This is a genomic window from Streptomyces silaceus (assembly GCF_001419745.1).
Taxonomy (GTDB): domain Bacteria; phylum Actinomycetota; class Actinomycetes; order Streptomycetales; family Streptomycetaceae; genus Streptomyces; species Streptomyces silaceus.
This window is the reverse complement of record NZ_LIRJ01000296.1, coordinates 1-21290: the sequence shown is the minus strand read 5'-3', so window position 1 is coordinate 21290 and position 21290 is coordinate 1. Positions and strand designations below refer to the sequence as shown.

Below are 21290 nucleotides of genomic sequence, written 5' to 3'. Positions count from 1 at the left end.
CGGCCACCCCGCCGCACCCCGCACCACGACCACCGGCCCCACCGCATAGGAGCAGCACACCGTGCCCGCAGCCGACCTCGTCCTCACCGGCGCCCACGTCCGCACCCTCGACCCCGGCCGGCCCCGCGCCCGCGCGGTCGCCGTCCGCGACGGAGTGATCGTCGCCGTCGGGGACGCCGACGACGTACGCGCGCTGAGCGGACCCGGCACCGAGCGGATCGACCTGACGGGCGCCACCCTCGTGCCCGGCCTCGTCGACTCCCACAGCCACCCGGTGTGGGGCCTGGAGATGGCCACCGGCCTCGACCTGTCCGCCGTGCGCGACCTCGACGCGCTGCGGGACGCGCTGCGCGGCGCCGACCGCGTCGGGGGATGGGTGATCGCCTGGGGGCTCGACCACAACGCCTTCGGCGGACGGCCCGTGGACCGCGGCCTCGTCGAGGACGTCCTCGACGGCGCGCCCGCCTTCATCCGCCTCTACGACGGGCACTCCGCCCTGGCCAGCGGTGCCGCGCTGAGCGCCGCGGGGATCACCGGGCCGCGCGCGTTCGCCCAGCGGTCCACCGTCGTCTGCGACGCGGCCGGGCGCCCCACCGGCCACCTCGTCGAGCACGCCGCCATGGACCTCGTCCAGGCCGTGCTGCCCCGGCCCTCGTCCGCCGTGCGGCGCGCGCGCCTGGTCGAGCTGCTCTCCGCCATGGCGGCCACCGGGCTGACCGGCGCCCACGTCATGGACCTGGGCGGCGGCGACGTACCGGAGCTGCTCGCCTCCGTCGAGGCGGACGGCGACCTGCCGCTGCGGCTGCGGCTCGCCCCCTGGTGCATGCCCGGCACCGGACGCGACGGGCTCGACGAGATCGTCGCCCTGCAGGCCGAGGCGGGGCGGCTGTGGCGGGTCGGCGGCGCCAAGTTCTTCATGGACGGCACGGTCGAGGGCGGCACGGCCTGGCTGGAGCACGCGGACTGCCACGGCCAGGGCACCGAGGCCTTCTGGCCGGACCCCGAGGCGTACGCGGACGCCGTGCGCCGGCTGCACGCGGCCGGGGTGCGCACGGCGACCCACGCGATCGGCGACGCGGCCGTGCGGCACGTGCTCGACACCGTGGCCTCCCTCGGCCCCGGCGGCCGTCTCGCGCACCGGATCGAGCACATCGAGACGGTGCCGGACGACACGGTGCCGCGCTTCGCCGAGCTGGGCGTCGTCGCCTCGATGCAGCCGCCGCACACCGCGTACACCCGGGCCGACCACAGCGACGAGTGGTCCAGGCGGCTCGGCGACGCCCGCGCCGACCGGGCCTGGCGCATGCGGGACCTGCGGGACGCGGGGGCGTACGTCGCCCTCGGCTCGGACTGGCCCATCGCCCACCACGACGTGCGGCAGGTCCTCGCGACGGCCCGGAGCCCGCGCGGGGCGGCCTCGGCGGGGGCCGGGCTGACGGGGTCGATGGCGCTGGAGGGCTGCACGACGCACGCCGCGGTGGCCGCGGGCGAGGCGGACGTGGCCGGCCGGATCGCCCCCGGCTACCGGGCCGACCTCACCGCCTTCGGCCTGGACCCGGTGGCGGCGCCGGCCGACGAGGTGGCGCAGGCGCCGGTCCGCCTCACGGTCGCCGGAGGCCGGATCACGCACCGCGGGGCCTGAGCGTCCCGCCGGGCCCGAGCAGGTGTCCCCGTGGCCGAAGCACGCGTCACCGGGCCCCGCGCACGCCGAAGGGGCCGCACCGGGCTTTCCCGGTGCGGCCCCTCGAAGGCGTCGTGGCTGTGGCTAGGCCTTGAGCGGCATCAGTGACCCCGCGTCGCCCTTCACCGCCACCTCGCGCGGCAGCGCGTACGGCAGCGCGCCGTACCAGAGCCGGGCCACCGCGAAGCCGAAGGCCAGGCAGATCATGCCGCCCACCGCGTCCAGCCAGAAGTGGTTGGCCGTCGCCACGATCACGATCAGCGTCGTCACCGGGTAGAGCAGGCCGAGCACCTTGGCCCACGGCACGGACGCCAGGGCGAAGATCGTCAGGCCGCACCACAGGGACCAGCCGATGTGCATCGACGGCATCGCCGCGTACTGGTTCGACATGTTCTTCAGGTCGCCCGAGGCCATCGAGCCCCAGGTGTTGTGGACGACGACCGTGTCGATGAACGCGGTGCCGTTCATCAGGCGCGGCGGGGCCAGCGGATACAGGTAGTAGCCGACCAGGGCCACCGCCGTCGTCGCGAAGAGGACGAGCCGCGTGGCCGCGTACCGCCCCGGATGGCTGCGGAACAGCCACACCAGGACGCCCAGCGTCACCACGAAGTGCAGCGTCGCGTAGTAGTAGTTCATGCCGACGATCAGCCATGTCACCGAGTCCACGGCGTGGTTGACGCTCTTCTCGACGGCGATGCCCAGGTCGTGCTCGACGCGCCAGATCCAGTCGGCGTTGCGCAGCGCCTGCGCCTTCTGCTCCGGCACGGCGTTGCGGATCAGCGAGTACGTCCAGTAACTCACCGCGATCAGCAGGATCTCGAACCACAGCCGCGGTCGGCGGGGCGTGCGCAGCCGTCGCAGGAGCCGCGGCGCATTCCGTCCCTTGCGGTCTTCCTGCTCGCCCGCGACGGGTGATGCGGCGGACCCCTGCCGGCCCTCGATTGTCGTCACGGTCGTCTCACCCATAGGGACAGAGTCTGCCAGATCCCCACCCCTCGCCCGATCATCCCTTGGTCGGGTTCGGAGCGCATTCTCTACGCCGGAGGAACGAGTCTCCGACCCCGAGACACCCCTAGGGGCGCCGGGGCGCCGAAGCGGTTGAACCTCGAACGACCAGTTCCGGCATGAAGACGAACTCGCTGTGCGGCGCGGGGGTGCCGCCGACCTCCTCCAGGAGGGTCCGCACCGCCGCCTGCCCCATCGCCGGCACCGGCTTGCGCACCGTGGTCAGCGGCGGATCGGTGAACGCGATCAGCGGGGAGTCGTCGAAACCGACCACCGAGACGTCGTCCGGCACCTCCAGGCCGCGCTGCCGCGCCGCCCGTATCGCCCCGAGCGCCATCATGTCGCTGGCGCACGCGATGGCCGTGCAGCCCCGGTCCATCAGCGCCGAGGCCGCGGCCTGGCCGCCCTCCAGGGTGTACAGGGAGTGCTGGACCAGATCCGCCTCGATCTCGTCCGGGGAGAGGTCCAGCTGGTCCTGCATCGTGCGTACGAACCCCTCGATCTTCCGCTGTACGGGCACGAACCGCTTCGGGCCGAGGGCCAGCCCGATGCGCGTATGACCGAGGGAGACGAGGTGGGTGACCGCGAGGCGCATCGCCGCGCGGTCGTCGGGCGAGATGAACGGCGCCTGCACCTTCGGCGAGAAGCCGTCCACCAGGACGAACGGCACCCCCTGCGCGCGCAGCTGCTCATAGCGCTGCATGTCGGCGGAGGTGTCCGCGTGCAGCCCCGAGACGAAGATGATCCCGGCGACGCCCCGGTCCACCAGCATCTCGGTCAGCTCGTCCTCGGTGGAGCCGCCCGGGGTCTGGGTGGCGAGCACCGGCGTGTACCCCTGGCGGGTCAGGGCCTGCCCGATGACCTGCGCGAGCGCGGGGAATATCGGGTTCTCCAGCTCGGGGGTGATCAGCCCGACGAGGCCCGCGCTGCGCCGGCGCAGCCGTACGGGGCGTTCGTAGCCGAGTACGTCGAGCGCGGCGAGCACGGACTGGCGGGTGGCCGCCGCGACGCCCGGCTTGCCGTTGAGCACGCGGCTTACTGTCGCTTCGCTGACCCCCGCCTGGGCTGCGATGTCGGCTAGCCGTGCGGTCACGGGATTGGACTGTACCGGTCGCATCTCAGGCTGCCCACCAGACCGTTGAATCGGGTGCGAGCTCGGTCTCCTCGGGGCCCGGCACCACGTCCGCGCTCGCGAGGAGCAGGGTGCCGGGGGTGGGCACGGCGACGGGCCGCGCGGTGAGGTTGACCGTGCAGACGAAGGAGCCCTCGGCGGTGGTGCGGCGGAAGGCGAGCACGCCCTCGGGGGCGGGCAGCCAGGCGACGTCGCGGCCCGCGCCGAGCGCCGGGTGCGAGCGGCGCACGGCGAGCGCGGAGCGGTAGAACTCCAGCGTCGACGTCGGGTCGCCGGTCTGCGCCGCCACCGACACGTCCTTCCAGTCCGCCGGCTGCGGCAGCCAGCTCGGGCCGCCCTCGACGGGCCCGAAGCCGAACGGCGCGCGCTCCCCGGACCACGGCAGCGGCACCCGGCAGCCGTCGCGCGTGCCGTCCTGCCCGGCGGAGCGGAAGAACGCCGGGTCCTGGCGCACCTCGTCCGGCAGGTCGGTGACCTCGGGCAGGCCGAGCTCCTCGCCCTGGTAGAGGTAGGCGGAGCCGGGCAGCGCCAGCATCAGCAGGCTGGCGGCGCGGGCCCGGCGCAGCCCGCGGGCCCCGTCGCCGCCGGCGAAGCGGGTGGAATGGCGTACGACGTCGTGGTTGGAGAGCACCCAGGTCGCGGGCGCCCCCACGGCGTTCATCGCGGTCAGGGAGCGGTCGATGACGGCGCGCAGCGCCTCGGCGTCCCAGTCGGTGGTCAGGTACTCGAAGTTGAAGGCCTGGTGCAGCTCGTCGGGGCGCAGGTACAGGGCACTGCGCTCGACGGTGGGGGTCCACGCCTCGGCGACGGCGATGCGGTCGGCGCCGTACTCCTCGAGGATCCTGCGCCAGTCGCGGTAGATGGCGTGCACGCCGTCCTGGTCGAAGTACGGCACGGCCTGGTTGCCGAGCAGCTTGACCTGCTCGTCGTGGCCGATGTCGGGCAGCCCGGGGGCCTTGACCAGGCCGTGCGCGACGTCGATGCGGAAGCCGTCGATGCCGAGGTCGAGCCAGAACCGCAGGACGGAGCGGAACTCGTCGTGGACGGCGGGGTGCTCCCAGTTGAAGTCGGGCTGCTCGGGGGCGAAGAGGTGGAGGTACCACGCGCCGTCCTCGACGCGGGTCCAGGCGGGGCCACCGAAGATGGACTCCCAGTCGTTGGGCGGCAGTTCGCCCTCCGCGCCCCGGCCCGCGCGGAAGTGGAAGCGCTCGCGCAGCGGTGATCCGGGGCCCTCGCGCAGCGCCTGCTTGAACCACTCGTGCTGGTCGGAGCAGTGGTTGGGCACGACGTCGACGATGACGCGCAGGCCGAGCGCGTGCGCCTCGCGGACCAGGTCGTCGGCGTCGGTGAGGGTGCCGAACATGGGGTCGACGGCGCGGTAGTCCGCCACGTCGTAGCCCGCGTCGGCCTGCGGCGAGGAGTAGAAGGGGGAGAGCCAGACGGCGTCGACGCCCAGGTCGCGCAGGTGCGGCAGACGGGCGGTGATGCCGGGCAGGTCGCCCATGCCGTCGCCGTTCCCGTCGGCGAAGCTGCGCGGGTAGACCTGGTAGATGACCGCGTCGCGCCACCACTCCCGGACGGGCGCGGAGTCGGTGGCGGCGGGCGCGGCGGTGACGTGCTGGGTCATGAAGTCCCTTAGGAGTGCGGGGAGTTACAAGGACGTGAGAGGCGTCAGGACTTGGTGCCGCCGGCCGTCAGGCCCGACACCAGGTTGCGCTGGACCAGGAGGAAGACGAGGGTCGCCGGGATCAGGATGATCACCGAGGCGGCGGTCATCATGGCCCAGTCGGCGCGGGACTCGGTGGCGAAGGTGCGGATGCCGACGGCCAGGGTGTAGTGGTCGGCGCCCATGAACTGCGAGGCGTAGGCGACCTCGCCCCAGGCGGTGAGGAAGCTGTAGAAGGCGGTGACCGCGAGGCCGGGCTTGGCGAGCGGCACGATGAGCCGCCAGAACGTGCCGAACGGCGTCAGGCCGTCGACCCGGCCCGCCTCGTCGATCTCGTGCGGGATGGTGTCGAAGTACCCCTTCATCATCCAGGCGCAGAAGGGGACCGCGGTCGTCGCGTACGTGAGGATGAGCCCCAGGTAGTTGTCGATCAGGTCGAAGCGGGCCAGGAGTTCGTAGAGCGGCACGATCAGGACGGCCATCGGGAACATCTGGGTGACCAGGAAGGACCACATCAGCTGCTTGTGGCCGGGGAAGCGCATGCGGGACACCGCGTAGCCCGCGCTCGCCGCGAGGAGGACGCCGAGCACGGTCGTGCCGCCCGCGACGATCACCGAGGCGCCGAACCACTGCGGGAAGTCGGTGTCGGTGAGCACCTTGGCGTAGTTGTCGAGGCTCAGCCCGTCGAGCACCTCGCCGGGGCTCTGCCAGGCGGTCTTCGGGCCGAGCGAGATGAAGACGATCCACACGACGGGGAACGCGGCGACCACGCTCGCCAGGATCAGGGTGCCGTGCAGGGCGACCGAGGCCAGCGTCGAGCGCTCCTCGCGGCCGCGCACCTTCTTGGCGCGCGGCGCCGCTTCCTTGGCCGGGGACGCGACGGAGGCCGGGGAGTGGGTGGTTGCTGAGGTCATGGTGGCGGGCCCCCTCAGGCCTGCTCGGTCTTGAGCTGGCGGCGGCGGTAGAAGGTCGAGAAGGCGAGGAGGAGGGCGAGGATCACGATTCCGTAGGTGGCTGCGCCGGAGTAGTCGGACACTCCGGTGAACGCCTTGCGGAACGCGAAGGTCACGAGGATGTCCGCCTCACCGGTGGTGTTCTGGCCGAGCAGCAGATAGATCACCGCGAACATGTTGAACGTCCAGATGCAGCCGAGCAGGACCACGGTGTTGGTGACCGGGCGCAGGCCGGGCAGGGTGACGTTCACGAACCGCTGCCAGGGCGAGGCGCCGTCCATCTCGGCGGCCTCGTACAGCTCCTTGGGGATGGACTGGAGTCCGCCGAGCAGCGCCACCATGTTGAAGGGGACGCCGATCCAGACGTTCACCATGATGACGGCGGTCTTCTGGGCGAGCGGGGTGGCCAGCCAGTTCTGGGCCGGCAGGCCGACCGCCGTGATCATCTCGTTGAAGACGCCGTACTGCGAGTTGAGCATCAGGCGCCAGGCGAAGACGCCGACGAACGCGGGGACCGCCCAGGGCAGGATCAGCAGCGCGCGGTAGAGCAGCTTGGCGCGCATCTTGCGGTTGAGCAGCAGCGCGAGGCCCATGCCGATGGCGATGTGCAGGGCGACGCACGCCACGGTCCAGATGACCGTCCAGATCAGGCGCGGGTAGAAGTCGCCGTCCGCGCCGGAGAGGACCGACCAGTAGTTGTCGAGCCCGACCATCTCGTACGTCGCGGGGGCGTGGAAGGCGCCGATGTCGCGCGCCACGTTCGCCTCGTTGGCGTTGGTCAGGGAGAGGTAGAAGCCGTAGCCCAGCGGATACAGGACCAGTACCGCGAGGACGACGGTGACCGGAGCCACCATCGCCCAGGCGTACCAGTACTTCTGCCAGGAGTGGCGAAGTGCGGTGATCACGTCAGGCCGCCTCAGCCGCCGATGGTGTAGCCGGGCAGCAGCTTCTTGAAGTCCTTGGCGGCCGCGTCCAGGCCGGACCGCACGGAGACGTCACCCTGGAGGATCTTCGTGTACTGCTGCACGAGCGGCGTGAAGAGGCTGCCGACCTGGGGGAGCGCGACGCGCGGCCGGGCGGTCTTCATGATCGGGTGGAAGGCCTTGATGCGGGCGTCCTTGGTGACCTCGGGGGTGTACGCGGACTCGCGGGTCGGCAGCGTCGCGGTCTCGGCGGCGATCTTCTGCTGGCTCTTCGAGGAGGTCATGAACTGCGTGAAGAGGTAGGCGGCGTCCAGGTTCTTGGATCCCTGGTAGACGGTGAGGTCGTGGCCGCCGGTGGGGGCCTGCGGCTTGCCGGTGGAGCCCGCGGGGACCGGGGCGAAGCCGAGGTTGTCCTCGTCGCCCTTGAAGGCCTTGCCGGAGAGGTCGTCGGTGACCGACCAGGGGCCCTGGATCAGCATGGCGACCTCGCCGTTCTTGAACGAGGTCTGCATGTTGTCGTAGGAGTTGGCGAAGTCGACCTTCGCGGACGCCTGGTCGTAGACCTTCTTCGCCGTGGTGACGGCCTTGACGGCCTCCGGCGAGTTGATCGTGATCTTCTTCGACTTCGTGTCGGCGAGGTCGGTGCCCTCGCCGTAGAGGAAGGGCAGCAGGAAGTAGGAGTCGGGGTTGAGGTAGGTGCCCTCGACGCCGGTCTTCTTCTTGATGGTCTTCGACGTCTCGATGAACTCGTCCCAGGTGGTGGGCGCCTTCTCGATGCCGGCCTTCTTGAAGACCTTCTTGTTGTAGAGGATTCCGAGGGTGTCGGTGACCGACGGGACGCCGTACGTCTTGCCCTGATACTTCGTGGTGTTCAGCGGGCCCTCGGTGAAGTCGTCCGTGCCGCCCTTGAGGGCGAGGGTGCCGTCCAGCGGGGCGATGTAGTGCAGCGAGGCGTACTCGGGGATCAGGCCGACGTCGGCGCGCATCACGTCCGGGGCGCCCTTGCCGGTCTTGGCCGCGGACTTGAACTTCTGCTCGATGGAGGCGAACTCGACGTTCTCGTAGTCGACCTTGACCTTCGGGTACTTCTGCTCGAAGTCGTCGATCAGCTTCTTGTAGACCGGCGCCTCGGTCGTGGCGTCCGAGGTGTCCCAGTACGTGAGGGAACCGGAGACGTCCTTGGCGGACTTCGCGTTGCCGTTCGATCCTTCGTCGTCGCTGCCGCAGGCGGTGGCGCCGAGCGCGAGAGCGGTGACCGCGGCGGCGATCGATATGCCACGTCGCATAGTGAACTCCTGAGGGATGGACCCGCTGTGCCGTCCGTCCCTTCGACGGCCGCCGGGCTGGCAGGAAGCTAACAGCCCTGCAAGGTCTTGCGAAAGACCTTGCAGGGCATTTTCTGTCCGACGTCCGGAGGCGGAGGGCCGTCGCCGCTACCCGTGGAAGGCCACGGCGCCCATCGCCGGGACGGTGATCTCGGCCGAACCGCCCGAGACGGTCACGCTGGATTCGCCGCCGTCGATGACGTTCTTGTACGTGCCGTCCGGGAGGCCGGTCGCGAAGGTGTACGTCGCCTTCGCGGAGGAGTTGTTCAGGGCCATGAAGCCCTTGTCGCCCCGGCTGAAGCCGATCACGTCACCCGACTTGGCCTGGAAGTTCGTGTACGCCGCGCCGTCGGTGGCGTTGTGGAAGGCCACCGCTCCCTTGACCGCCGCGTCCCGGTCGAGGCAGGACCAGCCGGCCGTGCAGTCCGTGTCGGTGACGGCGCCGTCCGCGTTCGGCGGGGCGCCGTCGGCGTCGGACCAGGAGAAGCTGGCGTACACCGACGGCGTGCCGTAGCCGCGGCCCAGCTGGAAGACGGTGGCGAGCGTGGTGACCGCGCCGTCCTTGAGGCCCAGCGTGTAGCCGTTGCGGTCGGTGTCATGGTTCGTCACGAACGTCGCCGACTTGTCCTCCGGAAGGAGGCCCCAGCTCTCGCCGAAGGTCTCCAGGTGGGAGATGTCGCCCTTGAACTGGTCCTTCAGCTTGCTCGCGTACGTGAAGTCCAGGACGTCGCCCGTGCCGGTGTAGTCGCCGGGGGCGGGGGTCGCGCCGGGGTACACCTCCTGGAAGACGTAGGGCCTGCCGCCGGTGGAGGTGGGCTCCAGGTAGCCCTCGATGGCGGCGAGGTCGGCCGCCGGGATGTGCTTGGCCGCGTCGATGCGGAAGCCGTCGACACCGATGCCGGTGAGCTTGTTGAGGTAGCCGGCGATCTTCTTGCGGACGCCCTCCTCCTCCGTCTCCAGGTCGGGCAGGCCGAGCAGCTCGCAGTTCTGGACCTCGGCGAGGTTCGACCAGTCGTCGATGGCCAGGTCCTCGTCCTCGCAGTCGTCCGCCTGGTGGAAGTCCCCTGGATCCCAGTCCGGCGTGTCGTACTTGTCGCTGATCCTCGTGCCGCCGTAGCCGGTGCCGGGCCGCGCCGAGGTGTGGTTGATCACCGCGTCGACGTACACCTCGATGCCCGCGCCATGGCAGGCGGCGACCATCTCCCCGAACTCCTTCTCCGTTCCGAAGCGGCTGGTCAGGCCGTACGAGTAGGGCTGGTAGACGTCCCACCACTCAAGGCCTTCGGCCTTCAGGGACTCGGCGGGCGGGGAGACCTGGACGGCGCCGTAGCCCGCCGGGTCGAGGACGTCGGTGCACTCGGCGGCGACCGACTTCCAGTTCCACTCCCAGAGGTTGGCGATCGTGTCGCCGTTGGGGACGCCGGTGTCGGCGGCCTGCGCGGGGGCCGGGGGCAGGGCGGCGAGGCCGCCGAGGGCGAGGGCGCCCGCCGCGAGCAGCCGCGCGGCGCGGCGTCGTCGTGGTCGTGGGGGTGTGGACATGCTGCGGCTCCTTGGGGTTTCACGGTGGGGGGGGTGACGGAGAACTCCGCTCCGTCCGGACCAAGTTGCGTGTCCCGGTGAGCGTGGAGGGGCGGATGTGGCGCCGTCAATGCGTGGAATGGAAATTCTTGCAATGTCTTGCTGCAAGGTGGAGTTGACGGTACGTTCCCCCGTCATGGCCCAGGAGTTCAGGCACCGCACCGTGGCGGTCACCGGCATCGTCCTCGCGCTCGTCGCGGCCCTCTTCGCCGCGATACCGGCCGGGGCGACGCCCCCGGACGAGAGCGGTCCCGTCGATCTGGCGAAGTCGACCGCCCAGTGGATCGACCGCGCCACCGTCGCCGTCCAGCGCGACGCCGACGACGCGGCCACCACCCGTCTCGTCGCCGATCGCGACGGCGAACTCGTCGTGCGTGACGGCGAACTCACGCGTGCGGGAGTGGAGTTGAGGCTCCGTCGGATTGCCGACGGCCTCTCCGAGGCGCAACGCGAGAAGTTCCCGCACCTGGCCGCGTACACGGCCTACGAGGTCGACGCCCGCGACCGCCGCCGCGCCGCCGACGCCCTCACCGGCCAGGTCGTCCTCACCCAGCAGGCGGCCGACGGCACGCTCGTCACCGCCACCGGCGTCCAGACCCAGGGCGTCCTCGACGACCTCTACGCCGCGCGCGCCACCAGGGCCTCCCTCGGCCCGGTCTTCCGTGACGGCCGCCCCACGCTCTCCGTCTGGGCGCCCACCGCCCACTCCGTCGCCCTCGAACGCGACGGCGAGCGCGTGCCGATGCGGCGCGACGACACCAGCGGCGTCTGGTCCGTGACCGGCCCCGCGCGCTGGACGGGCACGCCCTACCGGTACGTCGTGAAGGTCTGGTCCCCGAGCGCCCGCGCGGTCGTCACCAACACGGTCACCGACCCCTACTCGCTCGCCCTGACCGCCGACTCCACCCACAGCGTCGTCGTCGACCTCGACGCCACGTCCCTCGCCCCCAAGGGCTGGTCGACGCTGCGGAAGCCGAAGGCCGTGCCGCTGCGCGACGCGCAGATCCAGGAACTCCACATCCGCGACTTCTCCGCCTCCGACCGGACGGCGAAGGCCCGCCACCGCGGCACCTACCTCGCCTTCACCGACGCCCGCAGCAAGGGCTCACGCCACCTCAGGAAGCTCGCCAGGGCCGGGACCTCGTACGTCCATCTGCTGCCCGCCTTCGACATCGCGACCATCCCCGAGCGGAGGAAGGACCAGAAGAGCCCCGGCTGCGACCTCGCCTCCCACGCCGCCGACTCCGACAAGCAGCAGGAGTGCGTGGCGGCCGTCGCCGCCGACGACGCCTACAACTGGGGCTACGACCCCTTCCACTACACGGTCCCCGAAGGCTCGTACGCCACCGACCCCCGGGGAACCCGGCGCACCGTCGAGTTCCGGAAAATGGTCAAGGCGCTCAACGGCGAGGGCCTGCGCGTCGTCATGGACGTCGTCTACAACCACACCGCGGCGAGCGGCCAGGACCCCCGGTCCGTCCTCGACAGGATCGTGCCCGGCTACTACCAGCGCCTGCTCACCGACGGCACCGTCGCGAACTCCACCTGCTGCGCGAACACCGCGCCGGAGAACGCCATGATGGGCAAGCTCGTCGTCGACTCCCTGGTCACCTGGGCGAAGCAGTACAAGGTCGACGGCTTCCGCTTCGACCTGATGGGCCACCACCCCAAGGCCAACATCCTGGCCGTCCGCACGGCGCTCGACGCGCTCACCCCGGAGAAGGACGGCGTCGACGGCAAGCGGATCATCCTCTACGGCGAGGGCTGGAACTTCGGCGAGGTCGCCGACGACGCCCGCTTCGTCCAGGCCACGCAGCGGAACATGGCGGGCACCGGCATCGCCACCTTCTCCGACCGGGCCCGCGACGCGGTGCGCGGCGGCGGCCCCTTCGACGAGGACCCGGGCGTCCAGGGCTTCGCGAGCGGCCTGTACACCGACCCCAACTCCTCGGCGGCCAACGGCACCCCGGCCCAGCAGAAGGCCCGGCTCCTGCACTACCAGGACCTCATCAAGGTCGGCCTCACCGGAAACCTCGCCGACTACACCTTCACCGACTCCTCGGGCCGCACGGTCAAGGGCTCCGAGGTCGACTACAACGGCGCGCCCGCCGGCTACGCGGCGGCCCCCGGCGACGCCCTCGCCTACGTCGACGCCCACGACAACGAGACCCTCTTCGACGCCCTCGCCTTCAAACTCCCCCAGGCGACCAGCCCGGCGGACCGCGCCCGGATGCAGGTCCTCGCGATGGCCACGGCCACGCTCTCCCAGGGCCCCGCGCTCTCCCAGGCGGGCACCGACCGGCTCCGCTCCAAGTCCCTCGACCGCAACTCCTTCGACAGCGGCAACTGGTTCAACGCCCTGCACTGGGACTGCCGTGACGGCAACGGCTTCGGGCGCGGACTGCCGCCGGCCGCCGACAACAAGGACAAGTGGCCCTACGCCAGGCCGCTGCTGACCTCCGTGCGGGTGGGCTGCGAGGACATCGAGGCCGCCGCGGCCGCCTACCGGGACCTGCTGAAGATCCGTACGACCGAATCGGTCTTCGGGCAGCGCACCGCGGACGACGTCCAGCGGACGCTGAGCTTCCCCCTGTCGGGGCGGGGCGAGACGCCCGGTGTCGTCACCATGCGGCTCGGCGATCTCGTCGTGATCGTCAATGCCACCCCGGAGCGCAGGGAACAGCAGGTCGGGGCGGTCGCCGGCACCCCGTACCACGTGCATCCGGCGCAGCGAAAGGGCGCAGATCCTATCGTCAAGTCCGCTTCGTACGAGCAGAGTTCCGGGATCTTCACTGTTCCCGGTCGGACCGTCGCGGTGTTCTCCCGGAGCGTGCGTTAGAGCGCTAACTTGGTCGGGCAGACCCGAGGGGGGTCTGTCCCACCAGCCCCAGAGGGGCGGCCCCGCGTGAGTGCCAACGGCAAGGCAGCCACCACGGTCCTGGTGGTCGACGACGTCGCCGCCAGCCGATACGCGCTGGGCGCGGTCCTGCGCAGGGACGGCCACCGCGTCGTCCTCGTGGCCAGCGCCGGCGAGGCCCTCGTCGAACTCGACGTGCGCGGCCGCTCCGGCGAACTCCCCGACGTCGCGCTCGTCGACGTCGGCCTGCCCGACATGAGCGGCTTCGAACTGTGCCGCCGCCTCAAGGAGTCCCCGCCGACCGCCGCCCTGCCCGTCGTGCACTTCTCGGCCGCCCGGATAGCTCCCGCCGACCGGTGCCTCGGCCTCGACGCGGGCGGCGAGGCCTATCTGACGGTGCCCGCCGAGCCCGAGGAGATCCAGGCCGTCGTACGGGCCGCGGCCCGCGGCGCCCGCAACCGCAGCGACGCCGAGGCGCAGGCCGGGCACCTCACGCAGCTCGCCGAGACCATCCTCTCCGTCCAGTCGGCCCGCTGCCCGCGCGAACTGGTCGACGCCGCCGCCGCGGGCACCGCGCGCCTCACCTACGGCCCCGCCGCCGCGTTCGTCCTCGCCGCGGACGGCGAACTGCACCGGGGCCTGCCCCGGCCCCGAGCCACCGCCCCGCTGCCCGACGACGGCGCGCACGAGGCGGTGGCCCGCCTGATACAGCGCACCCTGGCGGGCCGCGTCGGCGTGCGCAGCGTCGTCGTGCCCGCCCCGCTGTGGCCGCCCGGCTTCTTCCAGGCCGAGCCGTCCGGCGCCGGCGGACTGCCCGAGGGCGCCCGGCTCTTCCTGGCCCGCGCCCACGAGGGCACGGCGCCCGTGTGCCTGGCCACACCCGCGTACGCCCGGGGGTTCCTGCCCGACGTCGGGCGCCTGGTGGAGCGGCTCGCCCACGCCACCGCCCACGCCGCGGAGCGGCTGCTCATGTACGAGATGGAGCGGCACATCGCCCTGACCCTCCAGCGCAGCTTCCTGCCCACGCACGTGCCGCAGGTGCCCGGCGCGGAGATCGTCGTGCGCTACGAACCCGCCTCCCGCGACACGGAGATCGGCGGCGACTTCTACGCCGCGCTGCCCACGCCGCGGGGCGTGCTCACCGCCATCGGCGACGTCGTCGGCCACTCCCTGGAGGCGGCGACCGTGATGGTCGAGATCCGGCACGCCCTGCGCGCCTACTGCGTCGAGGAGTCCGACCCGAAGACGCTCGCCGCGCGTCTCGACAGGATGCTGCAGCTCTACCACCCCGAGGTGACCGCCACCCTCTGCCTGGCCCTCGTCGACCCGGCCACCGGCCGCGCCCGCGTCGCCAACGCGGGCCACATCCCGCCGCTCGTCGTCGCCCGCGACGGCACCGCCGCCTACCTCCCGGCACGCGGCCCGCTGCTCGGTCTCGGCCTCGACAGGCCGCCGCCCACCGAGACGGTCCTGGTCCCCACCGACCGGCTCGTCATGGTCACCGACGGGCTCATCGAGACCCGCGGCGTCGACCTGGCCGAGTCGATGGAGCACCTGCGGGGCGTCGCGGCCGGCGCGCCGCCCGGCGCGGCCGCCCTGTGCGACACGCTGCTCGCGCGCTTCGGACGCGACCGGGGCGACGACATCGCGCTGCTCGCGCTGCGCCTGACCGGCGAGGCCGGGCCCTGACCGGGCGGCCGCCGCCCTAACCGAGCGGCTTCTCCATCAGCAGGACGCCGTACGTGCTGCCGTCCGCGGCGACCTTCCCCGGCAGCTCGCCGACGAGCGCGTACCCGGCCTCCTCGTAGTACGTACGCAGCCGCGGATTGGACGACACGCAGTCCAGGCGGCACAGCGCCCGCCCCGCCTCGGCGATCCGCCGCTCGGCCCGGGCGAGCATCTCCCGGCCGGTGCCCGGCCGCGCCCCGCGCCGCACCATCAGCCGGTGCACATAGCCCGCCACGGGCGGCTGCGGCCCCCACGCCGGCTCGTCGTCCCACCACACCTCGTACGCCCCGGCGACCTCGCCGCCGTCGTGCGCCAGCCACACCTCCTGCGCGGCCGAGTCGATCAGCCGCCCGAAGTGCCGTTCGTCCTTGCCGCCCGGCTGCCACTGGTCGATGCCGCGCTCCAGCATCCAGCGGGCCGCGTCGTCGTAGAGGCCCGCGAGGGTGCCCGTGTCGCCCGGGTCCGCTGCGCGGAAGGCGAGTTGTACCGTCATGGCGATCACCGTAAAGGTGGGTACGACAACCGGATCCAGGAGGGTGGCCCATGCCGCAGATCACCGTCGACTACTCCGAGGAGCTCGCCGACACCTTCGACCGCAGGGGCTTCGCGCTGGCCCTGCCCGCGCTGCTCGCCGAGCTGGCCGAGGCCACGCCGGGCGCCTGCAAGACCCGGTTCGTGCGGACCGAGGGGAGCGTCGTGGGCGACGGGACGGGCGCGGCCACGGGCGTCGACGGCATCGTGCACGTCATGATCGGGCTGCTGCCCGGCCGCTCGGACCGGACGAAGGCGCGGACGACGGCCGCCGTGCTCGACCTCCTGGGCAAGCACGTGGAGCCGGCCGACGGCATCCGGCTGCACGCCTCGGCCGAGATCCGCGACCTGGACGCCTCCTACCTCAAGTCGGCGCCCCAGTCCTGAGGCGCCAGCGCGGCGAGCCGCCCGATCAGCTGGGCGAACAGGCCGTCGGGCGGCTCCTCGGCGAGGACCTCGCGCAACAGCTCCGCCATCTCCTCGTCCTGGGCCGCGCTCACCGCGGCCAGCGCCGCGAAGTCGTGCACCAGCTGCAACTCCAGCTCCTCGCGCGGCACTTTGCGCCCGTCCAGCCAGATCAGGGCCGTGGACTCGGCGAGCGAGATCCAGGACCGCACGACCAGTTCGAGCCGGGGCGGCGGATCGTTCACGCCGAGCTGGATGAGCACCTGGTCGTACGCCGCCTGGCGCACCGAGTCGACCAGCGCGTTCGTCGTCGACGAGCCGACCGCGGGGCCGCCCCGCATCAGCGCGGAGAAACCCGGCCCGTGGTCGTCGACGAAGGAGAAGAAGCGGCCCATGACCCGCAACAGCCGCGCCCCGGGCGGCCCTTCGCGCGGCTCCACGAACCGCCCGGCCAGATCGTCGGCCGCCCGGCGCAACGCCGCCTCGTACAGGCTGAGTTTGCCGGGGAAGTAGTGGTAGACCAGCGGGCGCGAGATGCCCGCGGCCGCTGCTATCTCGTCGATGGAGACATCGTCGGGCGAGCGGTGGCTGAACAGTTCGAGCGCGACCCCGATCAACTGCTGCCGCCGCTCCTCGACACCCATCCTGCGGCGCACCCCGGTCGTCATGCGAACACCTTACCGAGCAGAACCGGCCCATCGGAGAGCCGGTCCCGCACGGACCCCGCGACGACCGCGCCCGGTCTCACATGTCGAGCACGAGCCGCTCGCCGCGCGCCCGCGACACACAGATGAGCATCGACCCGTCGCGCTCCTCGTCCGTGAGCAGCTCGTCCCGGTGATCGATCTCCCCTTCCAGGACGCGCTGTTGGCACGTGCCGCAGAAACCCTGCTCGCAGGAGTACGCGGTGTTCGGCAGCTCGGCGCGTACCGCCGCGAGCACCGTGCTGTCCGCGGCGACGGCCACCGTCCGCCCGCTGCGCCGCAGTTCGACCTCGAAGGCGGCGTCGCCGCCGGCGGCGACGCGTGGCGTGAATCGCTCCAGGTGCAGCGAACAGCCCTCGGGCAGGGCCGCGCCGACGGCGTCCATCAGGGCCTCGGGTCCGCACACGTGGACCGCGGCGCCCCGCGGCGTCCCGTCGAGGAAGGCGGCCAGGTCGGGCAGCCCGTCCTCGTCCTGCGCGACGACGGTGACCCGTCCGCCGTCCGCGCCGCCGAGCTTCTCGACCTCTTCGAGGAAGGGCATCGAGGCCCGCGAACGCCCGCCGTACAGCAGCCGCCAGTCGGCGCCCGCGGCCTCGACGGCCCGCAGCATCGGCAGGACCGGCGTGATCCCGATGCCGCCGGCCACGAAGACGTACGAGGCGGCCTCGGCGAGGGGGAAGCGGTTGCGCGGCCCGCGCACCTCGACCTCGACGCCCGCCGTGAGCCGCTCGTGCACCTCGCGCGAGCCGCCCCTGCCGCCCTGCTCCTCGGCGATCAGGCGGGTGGCGACGGTGTACGAGGAGGAGTCCTCGGGGTCGCCGCACAGCGAGTACTGCCGCACGAGCCCCGAGGGCAGCACGAGGTCGAGGTGGGCGCCGGGCTCCCAGGCGGGCAGGTTCTCGCCCTCCAGGCGCAGTTGGACGACGCCGTCGGCGACACGCTCGTGCCGGGCGACGCGCAGCCGCAGGGCCCGGGTGCGGGGCTGCCCGGAGATGGGCTCCTCCAGGGCGGGCAGCGGCCACAGCGGGGAGGCCCCGATGCGACGGCGCAGGGCGCGCCGGGCGAGCAGGGCGACGCCCGCGGCGAGGGCGACGGTGCGGATGCGGGGCATGTCAGGCGGCCCCCTTCTCGGCGGCGAGGGCGGCGGGCGAGGAGGCGAGATAGGCGATGGCCTGCTCCGTGCTGCCTTCCTGCGAGGGGTGGTAACTCCGGCTCAGATAGCGCGGGATGGACCGGATCATGTCGCCGGTGGCGGGCAGGGTCCCCGCGCGCCCGCTGCGGTAGAAGTCCTTGAAGCTCGCCTTGCCGTCGACGAGCGTCGGGTCGTTCTCCATGAAGAACCGCGCCCCGCGCTGCCACAGGAACACCAGCGCGGAGAACGCGGTCGCCCAGGTCCTCGCCCGGCGCCGGTAGCCGCCGTCGACGTGCATGAACAGCTCGAAGGCGACGGAGCGGTGCTCGACCTCCTCGGCGCCGTGCCAGCGCAGCAGGTCCAGCATCGTCGGGTCGGCGCCCCTGCGGTCCAGCTCGTCGGCGTTGAGCACCCAGTTGCCGAGGAAGGCGGTGTAGTGCTCGATCGCCGCGATGATCGCGACGCGCTCCATCAGCCACCAGTGGCGCGCCCTGCCCGGCGGCAGCGTCCGGTCGCCGAGCAGCTTCTCGAAGAGCCAGTCGACCTGCGCGGTGTACGGCGTCGGGTCGAGCCCCTGCTGCTTGAGGTGCGGCAGGACCTCGTCGTGGGCCTGCGAGTGCATGGCCTCCTGGCCGATGAACCCGATGACGTCCTCGCGCAGCCGCTCGTCGCGGATGTGCGGCAGCACCTGCTTGTAGACGTGCACGAACCAGCGCTCACCGGCGGGCAGCAGCAGATGCAGCACGTTGATGGTGTGCGTCGTGAACGGATCGTTCGGGAGCCAGTGGAGCGGGGTCTTCTCCCAGGAGAAGGAGACGTTGCGTGCCTTGAGCGCTATGTGCTCGGACGCGACGGGCTTGGGCACCCGGCTCTGCGTATTAGACATGGCGTCAATGTACTGAGGGGTAGCCCGGGGGGTACAGGGGTCTGCGCCGGGAACTTCCGTCGGTCACCGCAGCGTCGCCAGCTTCCCGCCGTCGGCGAGCTCGCCGCTCAGGCGCGCCCGCGTGGTCCGCTCGGTCCTCGCCGCGAGGAGATGGCCCGCCGCGCGCTCGCCGCCGGAGGTGGTGATCGCGGTGACGTCCTTGCTGCCCGCGCCCAGGACGTACCAGGTGCCGCCGCGGGACTTCCACAGGACGCCCGCGAGGACCTTCGGGTCGCGGCTGCCGCACGCGGGGGAGTCCTCGGCCTTGGCGGCGACGGCGCCCGCGGGCCCCTCGGCCGTCTGGAACTGGGCGAGGACCCGGCTGCCGCCGCCCCGCCAGGTCTCGGCGCGGGTGCACACCCAGTCGGCGACGCCACCCGCCTCGGGGAGCGTCTGGCGCGCGTACGTCCAGGAGTTCACGGAGCGCACGCCGTGCGAGCGGACCGCGGCCAGGGAGCACGCGGACTTCGTCCACGCCGCGGCCGTGGCCTCGCGCGGCGCCTGCGGGCGGCCCGCGGTCAGATGCGCGGGGATGAGCTCGCCCAGGTCGGTCGACATGCGGGTGGCGCCCGTGTTGTCGCGCAGCCGCAGCGCGTTCCACGACGTGCACCGGCCGTCCTGCGCGGGACCGGCGAACGGGTCGGTGACGCCGTCCGCCGAGCGGCGCAGCGCGGCGGGCTTCGCGGTGGGCTTCAGGAGGTCCTGCACCGAGGCGGAGGAGACCCACGGCGCCGTCAGATAGCGGATGTTGCCGTCGGCGCGGTCCAGGACGATCGCGTTGGCCTCGGTGCCGGTCGCGCCGTCGACGCGCGCGAAGTCGAGGGCGGCGCCGCCCGTGCCCTCGCGCGGTTCGGCGTAACGCACGATGCGCAGGCCGTCGTAGAGCAGCACGACGCGCGCGGCGTCGACGTCACCGGCGAAGAGCAGCTGGGCGGGGCCGGGCGGCGCCCCGGCGGCCGTGCCGGGCGTCGCCGAGACCTGCACCGACTCGCCGGGCCTGGCCCAGACGGCGAGGGCGCGGCGCAGCAGTGCCTTGTCGTCGGTGAGGTCGCCGCGCGCGGGCCACGCGGAGAAGTCGGTGCGCGCGGAGCGCTTCCACGCCCCGGCGGCGACCGTCGTCAACGAGCCCGGGTCCAGGGCGGCCTGCCCCGCAGGGTTCTGGGCGTACGGGGGAGCGGCGGCGCCGTCCGGGCCCCAGCCGTCACCGGGCAGACCCAGCAGCGCCCCGCACACCAGCGCGGCGGCGGCCGCGACGCCCGCGGCCCGCAGGTGCTGCCTGCGGCGCATCAGGTCGGTGGGCCTGGCCTGCAGCGAGCAGGGGTCGAACTCGGGGGAGGCCAGCAGCTCGTGGCGGGCCTCCAGGCCACCGGCCTCGGCCAGCGCGGCGCCGGGATCGGCGCACCCGGCGGCGGTCAGCACGGCGCGCGTCCCGTCCTCGTCGAGGCCTTCGAGACCCCGCAGGGCGTACGCGGCGCGGGCCGGGCCCGAGAGCGCGGACAGCCGCTGGTCCAGGGCGATCTCGTCGGCGCCGCCCGAGCGGGGGAAGAGCCGCAGCCCCCAGACCTGCGGCAGCAGCGGCGGCAGTTGGGCCCGCTTGGGCCAGGCCTTCCGCTTGAGGGGGAGTCCCGCGTCGAGGGCGCCGCGCAGCACCTTCAGGCGTACGTAGCCGTAGCCGGGGTCGCCGTGGCGGCCGGCGGCGCCGCGCTGCGCCGGGACGGCGACGGCGTCGACCGAGGTGCGGCCGCGCGGCAGGGCGCGCTGGGTGAGGGCGTGGGCGGTCAGGACCCGGCGGTTGCGGCCGAGGCTCGGTGGCAGCACGAGATAGGCCAGCCGGACGAGCCGTGGATAGTGCTCGACGAGGGCGGCCTCGGCCTGCTCCACGTCTACGGGAGCGGGGTCGCTGGGGCTCGGGGACTGGGACCTGGACTGCACATTCGACGACACGTTCAGCAAAACGAGCGAATCGTCCGATGGTCACCTCATGCGGGGGTGTCCGCCACGAGGAGGCGGGCGTAGTTGCCCATCGAACGCTGGTAGCGGGGCAGGTGCGGGGCGAGGGCACCGAGGACCAGGGAGAGGCCCTCGCGTTCGCGGCCGAGGTCGGCGAGGCAGAGGGCGAGGCAGGCCCGGACGGCGTCGTCCAACTCGTCCGACGGGGCGTCGAGTTCGGGCGTCAGCAGGCCGACGCCTTCCTCGGGCCGTCCCACGTTGCGCAGGGAGCTGGACAGCTGGATGAGCGCGCGCCTTCTCCGGTACCCGGCGAGTCCCTTCGCGAGGGCTTCCTGGTACAGGGGTACGGCGCGGTCGGAGTGGCCGGTGGAGTCGAAGGCGCAGGCCCTCTCGAAGGGGCCGACGGGGTCGTCCTCCTTCAGCTCGGCGACCAAGTGGTCGATCAGCGCGCGGAACTCTGCCTCGCCGTAGGCGTCCAACGCCCTCCACGCCTCGGTGACCCGAGCCTCCCACTCATCATTCATCCCCCCACCCTGACACCACACCCCCCTCACGTCACACCCTTTTCCCCACGCCGGCCTGGTCGCCTCCTCCACCGCCCCCGGCACGGTCCGCCTGCGCCGGGGCGGGAGCCACACTTATCGCCACCCGGCACCGTGGGCTGTGCCCACCCTTCCCCAAGCTCTCGGCTCCGCTCGAGCAGGGGATGCCCCACTCGCCCTGCGGAACGCCTGCCCACAGCAGGAGCGGATCCCCCACCGGGGCGCGGTCGCACGCGCGCCTGAGGGGACGTGG

17 protein-coding genes are annotated in these 21290 nt (G+C 72.5%); 4 read left to right on the top strand and 13 right to left on the bottom strand.

What is annotated here, in order from left to right:
- The first annotated feature begins 61 nt into the window (after positions 1-61).
- Positions 62-1642, top strand: coding sequence for an amidohydrolase (locus AOK22_RS25960; protein ID WP_055701131.1), 1581 nt, complete (start codon positions 62-64; stop codon positions 1640-1642).
- A gap of 123 nt (positions 1643-1765) precedes the next feature.
- On the opposite strand, the gene AOK22_RS25955 is transcribed toward AOK22_RS25960, so the two are convergent.
- From AOK22_RS25955 to AOK22_RS25925, 7 genes are all read right to left on the bottom strand, one after another.
- Complete coding sequence (locus AOK22_RS25955; RefSeq protein WP_055701130.1) at positions 1766-2647, bottom strand: phosphatase PAP2 family protein; 882 nt, start codon at positions 2645-2647, stop codon at positions 1766-1768.
- A gap of 106 nt (positions 2648-2753) precedes the next feature.
- On the bottom strand, positions 2754-3779 hold the full coding sequence (locus AOK22_RS25950) for a LacI family DNA-binding transcriptional regulator (RefSeq protein ID WP_055701129.1): 1026 nt from the start codon (positions 3777-3779) through the stop codon (positions 2754-2756).
- 25 nt (positions 3780-3804) lie between these two features.
- Positions 3805-5445: a glycoside hydrolase family 13 protein gene (locus tag AOK22_RS25945; protein ID WP_055701128.1), complete on the bottom strand. Its 1641-nt coding sequence runs from the start codon at positions 5443-5445 to the stop codon at positions 3805-3807.
- A 44-nt stretch (positions 5446-5489) separates the two neighbouring features.
- The gene (locus tag AOK22_RS25940) at positions 5490-6398 is read right to left on the bottom strand and encodes a sugar ABC transporter permease (protein WP_055701127.1); all 909 of its coding nucleotides are present in this window, start codon (positions 6396-6398) and stop codon (positions 5490-5492) included.
- Positions 6399-6412: 14 nt separating this feature from the next.
- Positions 6413-7291 (bottom strand): carbohydrate ABC transporter permease, encoded by an 879-nt coding sequence (locus AOK22_RS25935; protein WP_055701134.1) that lies wholly within the window; start codon positions 7289-7291, stop codon positions 6413-6415.
- 62 nt (positions 7292-7353) lie between these two features.
- Positions 7354-8646, bottom strand: a complete 1293-nt coding sequence (locus AOK22_RS25930) for an extracellular solute-binding protein (protein WP_055701126.1) — start codon at positions 8644-8646, stop codon at positions 7354-7356.
- A 147-nt stretch (positions 8647-8793) separates the two neighbouring features.
- On the bottom strand, positions 8794-10224 hold the full coding sequence (locus AOK22_RS25925) for an alpha-amylase (RefSeq protein ID WP_055701125.1): 1431 nt from the start codon (positions 10222-10224) through the stop codon (positions 8794-8796).
- Positions 10225-10399: 175 nt separating this feature from the next.
- On the opposite strand from AOK22_RS25925, the gene pulA reads away from it, so the two are divergent.
- A complete protein-coding gene (gene pulA / locus AOK22_RS25920; protein WP_208606443.1) occupies positions 10400-13102 on the top strand; it encodes a pullulanase-type alpha-1,6-glucosidase in 2703 nt (900 codons plus the stop codon).
- Between the two features lie 66 nt (positions 13103-13168).
- Positions 13169-14809 (top strand): fused response regulator/phosphatase, encoded by a 1641-nt coding sequence (locus tag AOK22_RS25915; RefSeq protein WP_055701124.1) that lies wholly within the window; start codon positions 13169-13171, stop codon positions 14807-14809.
- A gap of 16 nt (positions 14810-14825) precedes the next feature.
- Here the strand turns inward: AOK22_RS25915 and AOK22_RS25910 are convergent, their stop codons facing one another.
- The gene (locus AOK22_RS25910; protein ID WP_055701133.1) at positions 14826-15341 is read right to left on the bottom strand and encodes a GNAT family N-acetyltransferase; all 516 of its coding nucleotides are present in this window, start codon (positions 15339-15341) and stop codon (positions 14826-14828) included.
- A gap of 50 nt (positions 15342-15391) precedes the next feature.
- Between AOK22_RS25910 and AOK22_RS25905 the strand changes: the two genes are divergently transcribed.
- Positions 15392-15766: a 5-carboxymethyl-2-hydroxymuconate Delta-isomerase gene (locus tag AOK22_RS25905; protein WP_055701123.1), complete on the top strand. Its 375-nt coding sequence runs from the start codon at positions 15392-15394 to the stop codon at positions 15764-15766.
- On the opposite strand, the gene AOK22_RS25900 is transcribed toward AOK22_RS25905, so the two are convergent.
- From AOK22_RS25900 to AOK22_RS25880, 5 genes are all read right to left on the bottom strand, one after another.
- Entirely contained in the window at positions 15739-16452 is a 714-nt protein-coding gene (locus AOK22_RS25900; protein WP_055701122.1) for a TetR/AcrR family transcriptional regulator, read from the bottom strand. The genes AOK22_RS25905 and AOK22_RS25900 overlap by 28 nt on opposite strands.
- A 76-nt stretch (positions 16453-16528) precedes the next feature.
- Positions 16529-17599 carry a PDR/VanB family oxidoreductase gene (locus AOK22_RS25895; protein WP_055701121.1) on the bottom strand — a complete coding sequence of 357 codons (1071 nt, stop codon included), beginning with the start codon at positions 17597-17599 and terminating at the stop codon, positions 16529-16531.
- A 1-nt stretch (position 17600) separates the two neighbouring features.
- On the bottom strand, positions 17601-18506 hold the full coding sequence (locus tag AOK22_RS25890; RefSeq protein ID WP_055701120.1) for a metal-dependent hydrolase: 906 nt from the start codon (positions 18504-18506) through the stop codon (positions 17601-17603).
- Between the two features lie 63 nt (positions 18507-18569).
- Complete coding sequence (locus AOK22_RS25885) at positions 18570-20477, bottom strand: hypothetical protein (RefSeq protein ID WP_055701132.1); 1908 nt, start codon at positions 20475-20477, stop codon at positions 18570-18572.
- Positions 20478-20524: 47 nt separating this feature from the next.
- On the bottom strand, positions 20525-21019 hold the full coding sequence (locus AOK22_RS25880) for a tetratricopeptide repeat protein (RefSeq protein WP_055701119.1): 495 nt from the start codon (positions 21017-21019) through the stop codon (positions 20525-20527).
- Between the last annotated feature and the right edge of the window lie 271 nt (positions 21020-21290).